12 protein-coding genes and 1 pseudogene are annotated in these 14695 nt (G+C 61.2%); 5 read left to right on the top strand and 8 right to left on the bottom strand.

Going from position 1 to position 14695, the window contains the following annotated elements:
* Positions 1-401: 401 nt before the first annotated feature.
* Positions 402-1130, bottom strand: a complete 729-nt coding sequence (locus tag AC1RDQ_RS10340) for a methyl-accepting chemotaxis protein (RefSeq protein ID WP_371317838.1) — start codon at positions 1128-1130, stop codon at positions 402-404.
* A 129-nt stretch (positions 1131-1259) separates the two neighbouring features.
* A pseudogene (locus AC1RDQ_RS10335) lies at positions 1260-2348 on the bottom strand (cache domain-containing protein); the annotation flags it as partial.
* A 445-nt stretch (positions 2349-2793) separates the two neighbouring features.
* On the opposite strand from AC1RDQ_RS10335, the gene AC1RDQ_RS10330 reads away from it, so the two are divergent.
* Positions 2794-3687 (top strand): PA4780 family RIO1-like protein kinase, encoded by an 894-nt coding sequence (locus AC1RDQ_RS10330; RefSeq protein ID WP_090452950.1) that lies wholly within the window; start codon positions 2794-2796, stop codon positions 3685-3687.
* Between the two features lie 236 nt (positions 3688-3923).
* Here AC1RDQ_RS10330 and cueR read toward each other — a convergent pair whose 3' ends face one another.
* The 3 genes from cueR to AC1RDQ_RS10315 form a co-directional block, all read right to left on the bottom strand.
* Positions 3924-4337 (bottom strand): Cu(I)-responsive transcriptional regulator, encoded by a 414-nt coding sequence (gene cueR, locus AC1RDQ_RS10325; RefSeq protein WP_154861069.1) that lies wholly within the window; start codon positions 4335-4337, stop codon positions 3924-3926.
* The gene (locus AC1RDQ_RS10320; protein ID WP_492587162.1) at positions 4334-6727 is read right to left on the bottom strand and encodes a heavy metal translocating P-type ATPase; all 2394 of its coding nucleotides are present in this window, start codon (positions 6725-6727) and stop codon (positions 4334-4336) included. Before AC1RDQ_RS10320 ends, cueR begins: the two co-directional genes overlap by 4 nt.
* Positions 6728-6920: 193 nt before the next feature.
* Positions 6921-7304, bottom strand: a complete 384-nt coding sequence (locus AC1RDQ_RS10315) for a hypothetical protein (RefSeq protein WP_057712136.1) — start codon at positions 7302-7304, stop codon at positions 6921-6923.
* 149 nt (positions 7305-7453) lie between these two features.
* Between AC1RDQ_RS10315 and AC1RDQ_RS10310 the strand changes: the two genes are divergently transcribed.
* Positions 7454-7651 carry a heavy-metal-associated domain-containing protein gene (locus tag AC1RDQ_RS10310; RefSeq protein WP_057712135.1) on the top strand — a complete coding sequence of 66 codons (198 nt, stop codon included), beginning with the start codon at positions 7454-7456 and terminating at the stop codon, positions 7649-7651.
* A gap of 90 nt (positions 7652-7741) precedes the next feature.
* Entirely contained in the window at positions 7742-8938 is a 1197-nt protein-coding gene (locus tag AC1RDQ_RS10305; RefSeq protein ID WP_340317727.1) for a multidrug effflux MFS transporter, read from the top strand.
* Between the two features lie 418 nt (positions 8939-9356).
* On the opposite strand, the gene AC1RDQ_RS10300 is transcribed toward AC1RDQ_RS10305, so the two are convergent.
* On the bottom strand, positions 9357-10370 hold the full coding sequence (locus tag AC1RDQ_RS10300) for a zinc-binding alcohol dehydrogenase family protein (protein ID WP_057712133.1): 1014 nt from the start codon (positions 10368-10370) through the stop codon (positions 9357-9359).
* A gap of 125 nt (positions 10371-10495) precedes the next feature.
* Here AC1RDQ_RS10300 and vimR point away from each other — a divergent pair, with 125 nt between their 5' ends.
* A complete protein-coding gene (gene vimR, locus AC1RDQ_RS10295) occupies positions 10496-11425 on the top strand; it encodes a transcription regulator VimR (RefSeq protein ID WP_340317724.1) in 930 nt (309 codons plus the stop codon).
* Positions 11426-11740: 315 nt separating this feature from the next.
* Positions 11741-12475, top strand: a complete 735-nt coding sequence (locus AC1RDQ_RS10290; RefSeq protein ID WP_090452955.1) for a helix-turn-helix domain-containing protein — start codon at positions 11741-11743, stop codon at positions 12473-12475.
* A 101-nt stretch (positions 12476-12576) separates the two neighbouring features.
* Here AC1RDQ_RS10290 and AC1RDQ_RS10285 read toward each other — a convergent pair whose 3' ends face one another.
* Together AC1RDQ_RS10285 and AC1RDQ_RS10280 are read right to left on the bottom strand one after the other, a co-directional pair.
* Positions 12577-13530 (bottom strand): adenosine deaminase, encoded by a 954-nt coding sequence (locus tag AC1RDQ_RS10285; RefSeq protein WP_007996475.1) that lies wholly within the window; start codon positions 13528-13530, stop codon positions 12577-12579.
* Between the two features lie 82 nt (positions 13531-13612).
* A complete protein-coding gene (locus AC1RDQ_RS10280; protein WP_492587160.1) occupies positions 13613-14578 on the bottom strand; it encodes an isopenicillin N synthase family dioxygenase in 966 nt (321 codons plus the stop codon).
* Between the last annotated feature and the right edge of the window lie 117 nt (positions 14579-14695).

Below are 14695 nucleotides of genomic sequence, written 5' to 3'. Positions count from 1 at the left end.
TGCCTGGCTCAGATTATGTGAGCGACACTGAAACCTTGTGGGAGCGAGCTTGCTCGCGATGGGGCCATCAGCTTCAACATCAATGTTGACTGCCATACCGCTTTCGCGAGCAAGCCCGCTCCCACAGGTTTTGTGCCTGGCTCAGATTATGTGAGCGACACCGAAACCTTGTGGGAGCGAGCTTGCTCGCGATGGGGCCATCAGCTTCAATATCCATGTTGACTGCCATACCGCTTTCGCGAGCAAGCCCGCTCCCACAGGTTTTGTGCCTGGCTCAGATTATGTGAGCGACACTGAAACCTTGCTCGCGATGGGGCCATCAGCTTCAACATCAATGTTGACTGCCATACCGCTTTCGCGAGCAAGCTCGCTCCCGCAGGGTAATGGGGTGTGCCGGTTGATCAGGTACGGAACCTGCGCACCAACCCGTCCAGTTCATTGGACAACCCGGCCAGGCTCTGGGAGTCCAGGCGGGCCGAGTTGGCCAGTTCCGCCACCAACTGCGCATCGCCATGGATCTGGCTGATGTGCCGGTTGATGTCTTCAGCCACCTGATGCTGTTGTTCCGCCGCCGTGGCGATCTGGGTGTTCATGTCGCGGATCACGTCCACCGATTCGCGGATCTGCCCGAAGCTGTTGCGTGCCTCGCCGATGCGCGTCACCGATTGCTGGGACACTTCCAGGCTGGCGTGCATCTGTTGGGTCACCTGGCTGGTGCGTTTGGCCAGGTTACCCAGCAGTCCGTCGATTTCCGCCGTGGAGTCGGCCGTGCGCTTGGCGAGAGCCCGCACTTCGTCAGCCACCACGGCAAAGCCGCGTCCCTGTTCACCGGCCCGGGCCGCTTCGATCGCGGCGTTCAGCGCCAGCAGGTTGGTCTGTTCAGCGATCGAGCGGATGGTCCCCAGGATCGACTGGATGTCGTTGCTGTCGCGTTCGAGCTGTTGCATCGACTGGGCCGACTGTTCGATTTCCTGGCTCAGGCGATCCACGCTGTTCACCGCCGCATCGATCTGTTGCTGACCTTCGCGCGCCTGGCGCTGGCCACTGTCGGCAGACTCCGCCGCCTGGCTGCAAGAGCGCGCGACTTCGTTGGCGGTGGCGACCATTTCGTGGAACGCCGTGGAGACCATGTCCACCGCTTCACGCTGGCGTCCGGCGGCTTCGGCCATGTCGCTGGAGACCTGAGTCGAACTCTTGGACGTGGCGAGGATTTTGCCCGCCGCGCCGCCGATGTTCTGGATCAGGTTGCGAATCGCCGTCAGGAACTGGTTGAACCAGTTGGCCAGTTGCGCGGTTTCATCGTTGCCACGGATTTGCAGGTTCTGGGTCAGGTCGCCTTCGCCCTGGGCGATACCTTCCAGGCCGCTGGCCACGCTGCGGATCGGGCGCACGATGAGGCTGGCAAAACTGGCGCCGACGATGGCGAAGATGACGGCCAGGACGGCGGCGATGATGGCGATCAACCAGGTCAACTGGGTCGCGGAGCTCATCACGTCGTCCTGTTTGATCAGGCCGATGAAGGTCCAGCCCAGTTGTTCGGACGGCCAGACGTTGGCCATGTAGTGCTCGCCGTTCAGCTCCACTTCCACCAGGCCCTTGCCGGCCTTGGCCAATTGCGCGTAGCCGTCGCCAAGGCTGTTCAGTGGTTTGAAGTTGTGATCCGGTTGTTTCGGGTCCACCAGGACCATGCCGGTGTTTTCCAGCAGCATCAGGTAGCCGGTTTCACCGAGCTTGATCTGTTTGACGATTTCGGTGAGCTGCTTGAGCGTCACGTCGATGCTGACCACGCCGCCGTTGGTGCCCAGCTTGTTGTCGATGGTGCGCACGGTGCTGACATAGGTCGCGTCATCCTGGGCCCAGTAGTAGGCCTCGGTGCGAAACGGCTTGCCCGGTTTGGCTTGGGCGGCCTTGTACCAGGGGCGCTGGCGCGGGTCGTAGTTATTCAGCTTGGGATCATCCGGCCACGACACATAGCCGCCCGCCGCCGTGCCGAGGATGGCATAGGCGTAGGCCGGGTGGCTGTTGCCCAGATCCTGGAGCAGGGCGAAGACTTTTTTGTCAGCCTCCCCCTGAGGGACGCTTTCGGCGTTGGCGGCCATGTAAGTCTTGAGGCTGTCGTCGGAGTTTCGGATCAGCGGCTGCTTGGCCAGGTAATCGACGTTCTGGCTGATGCCGTCAAAGAACAATTGCATGGCATTGCTGACCTGACGAATCTCGCGGGCACTGCCGTCGACGAATTCGTCCCTGGCATCACTGCGCAGGTTCAGCACAACGAGGGTGGCGACCAGCACCACGGGCAGGCAGGCGATGATTGCAAACGCCCAGGTCAACTTCTGTTTGATGTTCATCCGCGCTCCAGATTTTCTTGTAGGCCCACGCAGTGCAGATGACTCGCGGTTTATTGGCAGCCGTAAACGTTCTTGGTCAACCCGGGTCCTTGAGTGCGGCATCGCTATTATTGGGGGAGCGATTGTCGGACAAATCACTTTGTCACTTAGGACTTCGGCTGTTGTCGGAGGAAATTGAGGTCTGTTGGGAAAAATCCTACGGAAGGCATGAACTGTGGTGTCAGCTTCTGTCGCAATTGCCCTCAATGCCTCTGCACAACAAGTGAGGCAGGCTCGGCTATGATCTGGAACGACCATGGCGGTCGTCGGTTTTACCTGATGAGAACGGTACATTGTGTGCATCTGCAATGTTCATAAGTCGGCAACCCCTCCCCCCCGTGAGTGGATTGCCGTATAACGAATGACTTTCGCGTGTTTGGTAATAAAGGACCCACAATAAAAGCTGATGAAGACTCCAAAACGCATTGAACCCCTGATCGAGGACGGTCTGGTCGACGAGGTGCTGCGCCCACTCATGAGTGGTAAAGAAGCAGCTGTTTATGTGGTGCGCTGCGGCAACGAGTTGCGTTGCGCGAAGGTTTACAAGGAGGCGAATAAACGCAGTTTCCGTCAGGCGGCCGAGTACCAGGAAGGCCGCAAGGTGCGCAACAGCCGTCAGGCCCGTGCGATGGCCAAGGGCTCCAAGTTTGGCCGCAAGGAAACCGAGGACGCCTGGCAGAACGCCGAAGTGGCGGCGCTGTTCCGTCTGGCCAGTGCCGGTGTGCGGGTGCCCAAGCCGTTCGACTTCCTCGAAGGCGTGCTGCTCATGGAGCTGGTGGCCGACGAGTACGGTGATGCGGCGCCGCGTCTGAACGATGTGGTGCTGGAACCGGACCAGGCGCGCGAGTATCACGCGTTCCTGATTTCGCAGATCGTGCTGATGTTGTGTACCGGTCTGGTGCACGGCGACCTGTCGGAGTTCAACGTGCTGCTGACGCCGACCGGCCCGGTGATTATCGACCTGCCGCAAGCGGTGGATGCGGCTGGCAACAACCACGCGTTCAGCATGCTGGAGCGGGACGTGGGCAACATGGCGTCCTATTTCGGGCGGTTTGCGCCGGAGTTGAAGAAGACCAAATACGCCAAGGAAATGTGGGCCTTGTACGAGGCTGGCACCTTGCACCCGGCCAGTGTCCTGACCGGCGAGTTCGCCGACACGGAAGAGCTGGCCGACGTGGGCGGAATCATGCGCGAGATCGAGGCCGCGCGCCTGGATGAGGAGCGCAGGCAAGCCGTACGCGCGGCGGACGATGCGCCGCCGGGCAAGACCGAAGAACCGCCTCCACCGTGGATGCAGTGATCGGTTAAAGAAAAACCCGGCTTCGGCCGGGTTTTTTGTGTGCAGATTCAATAATTATGTCGCCTGACAGTCCGCCTTCGCGGGCAAGCCCGCTCCCACAGATTTTGTGCCAAGCCCGAATTATGTGACCGACACTGAAACCCTGTGGGAGCGAGCTTGCTCGCGAAGACGTCGGCACATCCAGCATCAATGTGGCAGGCAGACCGCTTTCGCGAGCAGGCTCGCTCCCACAGGGATCAGGCATGAGTCGGGCTGGTGCAGCAGCCCGATTCCAGATTCTTGAGAATCGGGCAATCCGGCCGATGATCGCCCTGACAGTGCTCAACCAGGTCCTGCAAGGTGTCGCGCAACTGGCCGAGCTCACGGATCTTCTGGTTCAACTCATCGATGTGCTGGCGGGCCAACGCTTTCACATCGGCGCTGGCGCGTTGGCGGTCTTGCCAGAGGGTCAGCAACTTGCCGACTTCTTCCAGGGAAAACCCCAGGTCCCGCGAGCGTTTGATGAACGCCAGCGTGTGCAGGTCGTCTTCGCCGTATACCCGGTAGCCGCTGTCGGTGCGATGGGCTGCCTTGAGCAGGCCGATGGATTCGTAATAACGGATCATCTTTGCGCTCAGGCCGCTGTGGCGGGCCGCTTGGCCGATGTTCATCGGTTGTCCTCCAGGTCCTTGGGTTTCCAGGTTTTCAACAGTAGCGCATTGCTCACCACGCTGACGCTCGACAACGCCATGGCCGCACCGGCCAACACCGGGTTGAGCACGCCAAACACGGCCAGCGGAATGCCGATCAGGTTATAGACGAAGGCCCAGAACAGGTTCTGCCGAATCTTGGCGTAGGTCTTGCGGCTGATCTCCAATGCGGCCGGCACCAGTCGTGGATCGCCGCGCATCAGGGTGATGCCGGCCGCGTGCATGGCGACGTCGGTGCCGCCACCCATGGCGATGCCGATGTCGGCGGCGGCCAGTGCCGGGGCGTCGTTGATGCCGTCACCGACCATCGCCACCACCCCGGTCTGTTTCAGTGCGGCGACCGTGGCGGCCTTGTCCGCCGGCAGCACTTCGGCATGCACATCGTGGATGCCCAAGGCCTGGGCCACCACGTTGGCGCTGCCACGATTGTCGCCGGTCAGCAGATGGCTGCTGATGTTTCGTGCGCTCAGTTGTTGCACCGCTTGCAGCGCGCCGGGCTTGAGGGTGTCACCAAAGGCGAACAGGCCCAGCACGTGGGGTTCGGGGGATTGTTCGATCAGCCAGGACAAGGTCCGGCCTTCTTTTTCCCACGCGATCGCCGAGTCGGCCAACGGCCCGGCACTCAAGCCGCTGTCTTCCAGCAGACGCCGATTGCCCAGCGCCAGGCGACGCCCTTCGAGGTTGCCGGCGATGCCGCGACCAGTCAGGGACTGGCTGTCGCTGACATCGGCCACCTTCAGTCCACGCTCGGCACAGGCATCCAGAACAGCCTTGGCCAACGGATGCTCACTGCCGCGTTGCAGGGCGCCGGCCAATTGCAGCAGGCTCGCCTCATTACCGTCGATGGCACTCAGATGAGCAATGCGCGGGGCGCCGGAGGTCAGGGTGCCGGTCTTGTCGAACACCACCGCGCTGACCTCATGGGCTCGCTCCAGTGCTTCGGCGTCCTTGATCAGAATTCCGTAGCGCGCCGCCACGCCGGTGCCGGCCATGATCGCCGTCGGTGTGGCCAGGCCCAAGGCGCATGGGCAGGCGATCACCAGCACTGCCACTGCGTTGATCAGCGCGGTTTCCATCGACGCGCCATACAGCCACCAGCCGATCAGGGTTGCCAGGGCAATCAGCAGTACGGTGGGCACGAACACCTGGCTGACTTTATCCACCAGTTTCTGGATCGGCGCTTTTGCGGCCTGGGCGTCTTCCACCAGACGGATGATCCGCGCCAGCACGGTTTCCGCACCGAGGGCCTGGGTACGCACCAGCAACCGGCCTTCACCGTTGATCGCGCCGCCGGTGACTTTGTCGCCGGGCTGCTTGGGCACCGGCAGGCTTTCGCCGCTGATCAGGGCTTCGTCGGCGTGGCTCTGGCCTTCAACCACTTCGCCATCCACCGGGAAGCGTTCGCCGGGTTTGACCATCACCAGGTCATTGAGGCGCAGGGCGCTGATGGCGACGTCTTGCTCGTGACCATCGGTCACCCGAATCGCCCGTTCCGGGCGCAAGGCTTCGAGGGCTCGAATGGCGCTGGCAGTCTGGCGCTTGGCGCGGCTTTCCAGGTACTTGCCCAGCAGCACCAGGGCGATCACCACCGCCGAGGCTTCGAAATACAGATGTGGCATGCGCCCGGCGGCGGTAGCCCATTCGTACAGGCTCAAGCCATACCCGGCGCTGGTGCCCAGGGCGACCAGCAAATCCATGTTGCCGGCCCCGGCGCGCACGGCTTTCCAGGCGGCGACGTAAAACCGTGCGCCGAAGATGAATTGCACCGGCGTGGCCAAGGCGAATTGCGCCCAGGCCGGGAGCATCCAGTGCACGCCGAATGGCTGTAGCAACATCGGCAATACCAGCGGCAAGGCGAGGGCAATGGCGATGATCAAGGCCAGGCGTTCGCGGTGCAGGCGCTGTTGCTGATTGTCGGTTGGCGGGTGTTCGGCTTCCCAGACGCTGGCGCTGTAGCCTGCCTTTGTCACAGCGGTGATCAAGGTCTGCGGATCGATCTGGCCAAGCAGTTCAAGGTGGGCGCGTTCGTTGGCCAGGTTGACGCTGACGCTTTTCACTCCGGCCACCTTGCCCAGCGCACGCTCGACGCGACCGATGCAGGACGCGCAGGTCATGCCGTCGATGCTCAATTCCAGGCTCTGTTGCGGCACGCTGTAGCCGGCCTTGGCCACGGCATCTATCAAGGCCGGCAAGCTGTCGCCGGGTGCCTGGACCCGCGCCTGCTCAGTGGCGAGGTTGACGCTGACGGCACTGGCGCCAATGACTTTGCTCAAGGCGCGCTCGACCCGCCCGGCGCAACTGGCGCAGGTCATGCCGGCAATCGGCAGGTCGAACGTGGTGGATTCGGACATCGGTCGCACTCCCTGTAGTAGATGACCACAGGATCAACCTTGCCATGCTGGCAAGGTCAAGTGCCAATCTTAAACGTGCCGCTGATCCCCTGTGGGAGCGAGCTTGCTCGCGAAGGCGGAGTACCAGTCAACAGAGTTGTTGAATGTAACGGCCTAATCGCGAGCAAGCTCGCTCCCACAGGGGGTATAGATGTCAGTAGCCGAGACCGGCGCGCTTGAGGTACATCCCTTCCTGCGTCATCGCGATCCGGTATTTGAGCACATCGCCAGCCTTGAGCTGGATATCCTGCGAACCCGGCGCGAGCATGCCCGGATTGCAACCCGGCATCTGGCCCGGCAGCAGTTTCAGGCGTAGCGAGACGATGCCCGGCGGCAGGTTGAACGAGGTGCTCTGTTCCTGAAACAGCCGCGCCGCCAGTTGATCCTGGATGTACACGCCGATTTCGCAACTGGTCGCGACTTCCAGGCGCTCGCGGGAAATGATCAGCACGCCATAATCCTGACTGGCAGCATTGGCCGAAGGCACGGCGGCGAAAAGGCTGAGAAAGCCAAACAGGCTGAAAACTGACCAGCGCATGGCTGAATCTCCTGAGTTCGAGTCATTGATGGACGCAGCTTGGCCGAGCGTCGCGCCGATTGCCAGCCCGGCAGATCACTTCAGAACTTGATCTTGCCATGGTGGCAAGCTCGAAACTGGGTTCAACCCTCGGAAAAAGGAGTCATCCCATGCAAGTGTTCAACGTCGAAGGCATGTCTTGTGGTCACTGTGTCAAGGCCATCACCCAGGCGCTCCAGGCCAAAGACCCGGCAGCCAGTGTGCGGGTCGATCTGGCTGCCAGGGAGGTCGGTGTCGAAAGTGCGCTGACCGCCGAGCAGGTGATCGAGGCGATCAGCGAAGAGGGTTACGGCGTCAAACTGGCCTGAATTTGATAGTTAGCGAGCTACCGGAATGTTCAAGGCGTCCGTGCGCGGCTAGACTGTCGGGCTGCCGACTTCTGCCCCACTGGATGCCTGATGAACTTCCGTACCATTCTGATTCTCGGCGCCTTGAGCGCTTTCGGTCCGCTGGCGATCGATTTCTACCTGCCGGCCTTCCCGGCCATGGCCCTGGCTTTCGGCACGGACGAAAATCACGTCCAGATGACGTTGGCGGCCTACTTCCTCGGCTTGTCCATCGGTCAGTTGGCCTATGGTCCAGTGGCGGATCGTTTCGGGCGACGCATTCCGTTGCTCATCGGTGTCGGTTTGTTCACCGCGGCTTCCGTGGCGTGCGCCTATGCGCCGAACCTGGAATGGCTGATCGGCGCGCGTTTCATCCAGGCGTTGGGCGGTTGCGCGGGGATGGTGATTTCCCGGGCGGTGGTCAGCGACAAGTGTGATGCGGTGGGGTCGGCGAAAGTCTTTTCGCAGCTGATGCTGGTGATGGGACTTGCTCCCATCCTTGCGCCATTGCTGGGTGGGTTGTTGGTCAACACGACAGGCTGGCAGTCGATTTTCCTGGCCTTGACCGGTTTCAGTGCGCTGGCGGGCCTGGCGGTTGCGACGGGCTTGCCGGAAAGCTTGCCGGCCCACATACCGCGTCAACCGCTGTCGGGTGCGCTGCGTCAGTACGGTCGGTTGCTGGCCGATCCCATATTTCTTGGCCATGCCTTGACCGGGGGCATCGCCATCGCCGGGATGTTTGCCTACATCGCCGGTTCGCCCTTCATCTTCATCAAGCTCTACGGCGTTGCGGCCGAGCATTTCGGCTGGCTGTTCGGCATCAATGCGGCGGGCTTCATTCTGGTGGCGCAGGTCAACGCGCGGTTACTGGCCAAACGTGGCCCGATGTTTTTGCTGGCGCGCGCGGTGTGGGTTTATCTGGCGGCCGGTTTGACCCTGCTCGCTGTCAGCTCTCTGCACACGGCACAATTGTGGCCGCTGCTGATTCCATTGTTCATCTGTATCGCCAGCCTCGGTTGCATCAGCCCCAACGCGGCGGCTTGTGCGATGAGCGGGCAGGGCGCACGGGCCGGCAGCGCGTCGGCGCTGCTCGGTTGCCTGCAATTCAGCGTGGCTGCCGGCGCCTCTGCGCTGGTGGGCGTGTTGCACGACGGCAGCGCCGTGCCGATGGCCATGGTCATCAGCCTGTGTGGAATTCTGGTGGTGAGCGCGGCGGTGCTCACCCGGCGTTTGCAAAATGCCCGGGCGCTGGCGCAAGCCCGGGTTTGAGGCCGGAGTCAGCCGGCTGCGCGCTGCGTGAGGAGGACGGGAATCGGGTGAGGGGCCTGGATGCGGGCTTCAAGGGTACGCGTGAAAGCGCGAGCTTCTGCTTCGCTGCGAAACGTCACAGCATGTTGGTCAAGACGGACTTGCCACTGGGATTTTGCCAGTTCTTTTATCAGGATCTTCACAGCTGATCACCTCTCGTAAAAGACGTTACGCAAAAGAATGCCTCGCAGGAGATTCGATTGTAGACCCGTACACGGTCACCATTGTGACAAGGATCAACTGTCTGACTGACGGTTTGTAACTAAAAAAAACACGACTTTTCGAGGGCGCCCACAGAGGTTGTCCGCGACCGGAGCGTCCCGGTCGCAGACGGAAAACAGCAGAAAGCGATGAAATCAGTGGCGGTTTTTTCAGCGCTTCAGAACCCTTCCAATACAATCTTGCCCTTGGCTTTGCCGCTTTCCAGTAGGGCATGGGCACGGCGCAGATTGGCCGCGTTGATCGTACCGAAGTGTTCGCCCATCGTGGTTTTCAGTGTCCCGGCATCGATCAGCCAGGCGACGCGATTGAGCAGGTTGTGCTGTTCGATCATGTCCGCGGTTTCAAACAGCGAACGGGTGTACATGAACTCCCAGTGCAGTGACAGGCTCTTGCGCTTGAGCTTGGTCACGTCCAGCGACTTGGGGTCATCGATCAGCGCCAGTTTGCCTTGGGGCGCCAATGCCTCCACCAATTGGTCCAGATGCTGGTCGGTCTGGGTCAGGCTGGCGACGTGGGTAACCTGGTCCACACCGGCACGCTTGAGTGCTTCGCTCAGTGGCTGGCCATGGTCGATCACCAGGTCAGCGCCCAACTCCTTCACCCAGCTTTGGGTTTGCGCACGCGAAGCGGTGCCGATGACTTTCAGGGCCGTCAGTTGGTGAGCGAGCTGCGTAAGAATCGAGCCCACGCCACCTGCCGCGCCGACGATCAACAGGCTCTGGCCTTCATCGGTTTTGCCTTCGCGCACTTGCAGGCGCTCGAACAACAGTTCCCAGGCCGTGATCGCGGTAAGCGGCAGGGCAGCGGCTTCGGCGAATCCGAGGGTCTTGGGCATGTGGCCGACGATGCGCTCGTCCACAACATGCAACTCGCTGTTGCCGCCCGCCCGCGCGATGGAGCCAGCGTAAAACACCTGGTCGCCGACCGAGAACAGCGTCACCTCACTGCCCACGGCCTTGACCACACCGGCCACGTCCCAACCCAGCACTTTGGCCGCGCCGCCTTCGGGCTGGACGTTCTGGCGCACCTTGGTGTCCACCGGGTTGACCGAGATGGCTTTGACTTCCACGAGCAAGTCGCGGGGGCCGGCAACCGGCTCTGGCAGCTCTATGTCTTGCAGAGCCTTGTTGTCGCTGATCGGCAACGAGGCGTAGTAGGCAATGGCTTTCATGGGCGGCTCCTGAACACTAATAAAGAAGGGATTCGATGGGGCAGATGATTGGCTATTTCTCCTGAAGATAAAACCGGCTAAAAGAGCAGTCTCTTTCAATTTTTTTTTGATAATCGGTGTTCTTGATGCTGCGTTTCGATGACTTGCAGTTGTTTGTCCGGGCGGCGGACCTGGGCAGCCTGTCCGCCGCCGCGCGGGGCATGGACATGTCGGCGGCGGTGGCCAGTGCGGCGCTCAAGCGCATCGAACAGCAACTCGGCGCCCGTTTACTGGCCCGTTCTACCCGCAGCCTGCGCCTGACCGCCGAAGGCGAGGGCTTTCTTGAATACGCCCGTGCGGCCCTGAGCAATCTCGACGAGGGCCGGCGATTGCTGGCCAGTGGTCAGGACCAGGTCAGCGGGGTGCTGCAACTGTCGGCGCCATCGGACTTTGGCCGCAACCTGCTGCTGCCCTGGCTCGACGAGTTTCAACGCGAGCATCCGAAACTCACCGTACGCCTGCTGCTGGGGGACCGCATCGCCGACCTGTTTCGCCAACCGGTAGACATTGCCCTGCGCTACGGTGAACCGGAGGACTCCAGCCTGGTGGCGCTGCCCATCGCCCCGCAGAACCGACGGGTTTTGTGCGCCGCTCCCGGCTATCTGGCCCGGCATGGCGAGCCGCGGCAGCTGGAGCAACTGGCACAGCACAATTGCCTGTTGTACATGCTCGGTAGCCGGGTCCACGATCACTGGAGTTTTCACGACGGCAAACGCGAAGTCAGCCTGACCGTCAGCGGCGATCGTTTCAGCGACGATGCCGATGTCGTGCGCCTATGGGCGGTGGCAGGTGCCGGGATCGCTTACAAATCCTGGCTCGATGTGGCCGCCGATGTACTGGCCGGCCGCTTGAAGGTGCTTATGCCGGAGCTGCTGTGTGAGCGCGCACCGTTGAATCTGTTGTGCGCCCATCGCGCACAATTGAGTAAGCCGGTGAACCTGTTGCGTGAAATGCTTGCCAGACGATGCGCCCTTTTGAGCAGTCAATTTCCAGGCTTTTCGGGAATCGATCATTAGTCGCACGAAAAAAGAGAAATTTCCCTCAGGAACGATCACCACCTACGCCGGGTGGAGGAAAGGATCCGCCGACCAACCCGCATATACTAGCGCCCTCATCATGTAAGTAGCGTCGATCCCCAATGGTGGGTCCACGTTCGAGTCGGCCCGGCTGCACGGTCATCCTTCTGACCTTCGCAGCATCGGCCGGGCAGCGCAAATGGTTGAGCAAGGCGTTGCCGGGCTTATGGCAGTTTCCACGGATTGGCCGACGACACATTACTGGTCAAGATTTCTCTGGGCAGTAGACGAAACGATTCAACAGGGAGTGAATACATGGAACATGCACCTTGCATCAGCCAGATCGCCACGTTGCTGGCTGACCCAAAGCGCAGCGCAATGATGTGGGCCTTGATGGATGGTTCGGCGCGAGCAACCGAAGAGTTGGCATTGCTGGCCGGCCTGTCATCGTCGTCGGCCAGTGCACACTTGGGCCGTTTGTCCGCCGGAGGTCTGCTGAAGGTTGAAAACCGCGGCCGCAAACGCTTCTTCCGCCTGGCCGCTCCCGAGGTCGGAGCGGCAATCGAAGCACTGGCCAGCGCGACCTTCGCCAGCGCACCCCAGGATATTCCGGCCGTATTCAAGCGCAATGCACCTCTGGTCAAACCCCGGGTGGTGCGGTCGCCATTGTTGAGTGCCCGACTGTGCGACGATCATTTGGGGGGCACCCTGTCCGCCGATCTGTATCAGCGGCTGCTGGAGGCGGGCTGGATCGAACACTTTGATCAGCGGGTCACGGTCACGCTCAAGGGCGCGACAGAGTTGGCGGCACGGGGAGTGTTCATCCAGGCGCTGGCCCATCACAACGGCAGGGTTGCCTGCGCCTGCCCCGACTGGAGCGAAAGGCGCCCGCACATGGGCGGCTCGCTGGGCGCGGCATTGTTGCAGCTGTTCATGCAGTCGGGGTGGTTGAGCCTGCCCAACGATTCCCGAACCTTGCAGGTGACGGCCTCCGGGCAACGGGAAATTCATCGCTTTGCCAGTGAGTCCGAACTGGAAATGGCGTTGTAGGAGCCGGCTTGCCGGCGATGGCGGCCTCTCATCCAGCATCAATACTGGAGGTGATGGCCTTATCACTGGCAAGCCAGCTCCTGCAAGGTTTGCGTTTGCCTTTAGGGTTTTACCAACCGCGCATCGAGACTGTTCTGCGCCAGGCGCTTGGCCTGATCCTGGGTCATGCCCAGATGGGTGTGCAACGCATGGAAGTTCTCGGTGACATAACCGCCGAAATACGCCGGGTCATCGGAGTTCACGGTCACTTTCACGCCGCGTTCGAGCATGTCGAGAATGTTGTGCTGCGACATGTGATCGAACACGCAAAGCTTGGTGTTCGACAACGGGCACACGGTCAGCGGGATCTGCTCGTCGATGATTCGCTGCATCAGGCGCTCGTCTTCGATGGCGCGCACGCCATGGTCGATGCGCTGAATTTTCAGCAGGTCGATGGCTTCCCAGATGTACTCGGGCGGGCCTTCTTCACCGGCGTGGGCGACGGTCAGGAAGCCTTCGTGGCGGGCACGGTCGAACACGCGCTGGAACTTGCTCGGCGGGTGGCCCATCTCGGAGCTGTCCAGGCCCACGGCGACGAACGCATCGCGGAACGGTAGCGCCTGATCGAGGGTTTTCTGGGCTTCGTCTTCGCTCAGATGGCGCAGGAAGCTCAGGATCAAACCACTGGTGATGCCCAGTTGCTGTTCACCATCCTTGAGCGCGGCGGCGATGCCGTTGAGCACCACTTCGAACGGGATGCCACGGTCGGTGTGGGTCTGCGGGTCGAAGAACGGTTCGGTGTGAATCACGTTCTGCTCTTTGCAGCGCAGCAGGTACGCCCAGGTCAGGTCATAGAAGTCCTGGGATGTGCGCAGCACATCGGCACCCCGGTAATACAGATCGAGGAACTCCTGCAGGTTGTTGAAGGCATACGCCTTGCGCAAGGTTTCGACGTCGTTCCATGGCAAGGCAATCTTGTTGCGCTCGGCCAGGGCGAACAACAGCTCCGGCTCCAGCGAGCCTTCCAGGTGCAGGTGCAATTCTGCCTTGGGCAGGGCGTTCAGCCAGTCGTACATAATTCTTTTCTCATCAGGTGCAATGGTCGCCATTCTACAGAGGGTTGCCGCAACAATTGGTAAAACCTGACCAGGCGGTTGATCACACAGCTTCCGGTTCCCGTCGATAAGCGTAGGTATCGGCGAAGCGCGAGAGCAGGAACTCGGCGCAGGTGGTGGCCGGGTATTTCGCCGGATGCAATGTGTCCTGACATCCGGGCAGGCATTCGATGCGGGTATCCGGGTGCGGCTCGGCGAAGAACGGCATCGAATAACGATCCACGCCCTGGGGGCTGATCACCCGGTGCGGCGTCGACAGGTAACGGTCGTTGCTCCAGCGCGCCATCATGTCGCCGAGGTTGACCACGAACGTACCTTCGATCGGCGGTGCGTCGATCCATTCGCCTTTGACGTTGCGTACTTGCAAGCCACCGGCGGCGTCCTGATAGAGCAGGGTGATGCAGCCGTAGTCGGTGTGCGCGCCGGCACCTTGTTGCTCTTCGGAACTGGCGGTGTGGCGCGGCGGGTAATGGATCATCCGCAGCACGCTGACCGGCTCATTGAAGCGCGCGTCGAAGAAATCACGCTCAATCCCCAGCGCGATGGTCATTGCCCGCAACAGCGTTTGCGCGAGGGCTTGCATGTCGACGTAGTGCTGTTCCATCAACGTTTCCCAGCCGGGTATGGACGGATGGCGATTGGGGCCGCGCAAGGGTTTTTCCGCCAGTACGTCAGGGTGCTCGGCCGGCAGGTGCAGGCCCATGTCGAAGGTTTCTTTGAGGTCGCTGGGTTTGCTCGGGTCCAATTGCTCGGTGGCAATGGCGCCGTAACCGCGATGGTGACGGGTCTGGGTGATGTCGATCTTGAGCTTTTCGGCGGTAGGTTGGCCGAAGAAGCGTTTGGCGCTGTCGAGCAGTTCGTCGATTCGCGCAGTGCTGATCGGATGGCCCTTGATGTAGAAGAAACCCCACTCGCGGCAGGCGAGGTCGATTTGTTCGGCCACCGCTGGCCAGGCGGATGGATCGTCGCTGTAGAGCGGGGTGATGTCGATGATGGGGAGGCTGTTCATGGATTGTCCTGAAAAAACGCAGACTGGAAAACACTGAAGAACCCTGTGGGAGCGAGCTTGAACTGGCCTAATAATCCCGGACACCTCTTAAGGGCGATATGATTTCGCCAACTTGGA

Source organism: Pseudomonas sp. GW823-FHT02E01, assembly GCF_058797535.1.
The sequence above is the reverse complement of the archived record's forward strand: the minus strand, read 5'-3'. Positions and strand labels throughout refer to the sequence as shown.

Excerpts from the sequence above, each read along its gene's own strand:
- cueR (WP_154861069.1), bottom strand. The coding sequence starts at position 4,337 with ATGAACATCGGCCAAGCGGCCCGCCACAGCGGCCTGAGCGCAAAGATG.
- AC1RDQ_RS10285 (WP_007996475.1), bottom strand. The coding sequence starts at position 13,530 with ATGTACGACTGGCTGAACGCCCTGCCCAAGGCAGAATTGCACCTGCAC.
- AC1RDQ_RS10290 (WP_090452955.1), top strand. The coding sequence starts at position 11,741 with ATGGAACATGCACCTTGCATCAGCCAGATCGCCACGTTGCTGGCTGAC.
- vimR (WP_340317724.1), top strand. The coding sequence starts at position 10,496 with ATGCTGCGTTTCGATGACTTGCAGTTGTTTGTCCGGGCGGCGGACCTG.
- AC1RDQ_RS10305 (WP_340317727.1), top strand. The coding sequence starts at position 7,742 with ATGAACTTCCGTACCATTCTGATTCTCGGCGCCTTGAGCGCTTTCGGT.
- AC1RDQ_RS10300 (WP_057712133.1), bottom strand. The coding sequence starts at position 10,370 with ATGAAAGCCATTGCCTACTACGCCTCGTTGCCGATCAGCGACAACAAG.
- AC1RDQ_RS10280 (WP_492587160.1), bottom strand. The coding sequence starts at position 14,578 with ATGAACAGCCTCCCCATCATCGACATCACCCCGCTCTACAGCGACGAT.
- AC1RDQ_RS10310 (WP_057712135.1), top strand. The coding sequence starts at position 7,454 with ATGCAAGTGTTCAACGTCGAAGGCATGTCTTGTGGTCACTGTGTCAAG.
- AC1RDQ_RS10320 (WP_492587162.1), bottom strand. The coding sequence starts at position 6,727 with ATGTCCGAATCCACCACGTTCGACCTGCCGATTGCCGGCATGACCTGC.
- AC1RDQ_RS10315 (WP_057712136.1), bottom strand. The coding sequence starts at position 7,304 with ATGCGCTGGTCAGTTTTCAGCCTGTTTGGCTTTCTCAGCCTTTTCGCC.
- AC1RDQ_RS10330 (WP_090452950.1), top strand. The coding sequence starts at position 2,794 with ATGAAGACTCCAAAACGCATTGAACCCCTGATCGAGGACGGTCTGGTC.
- AC1RDQ_RS10340 (WP_371317838.1), bottom strand. The coding sequence starts at position 1,130 with ATGGTCTCCACGGCGTTCCACGAAATGGTCGCCACCGCCAACGAAGTC.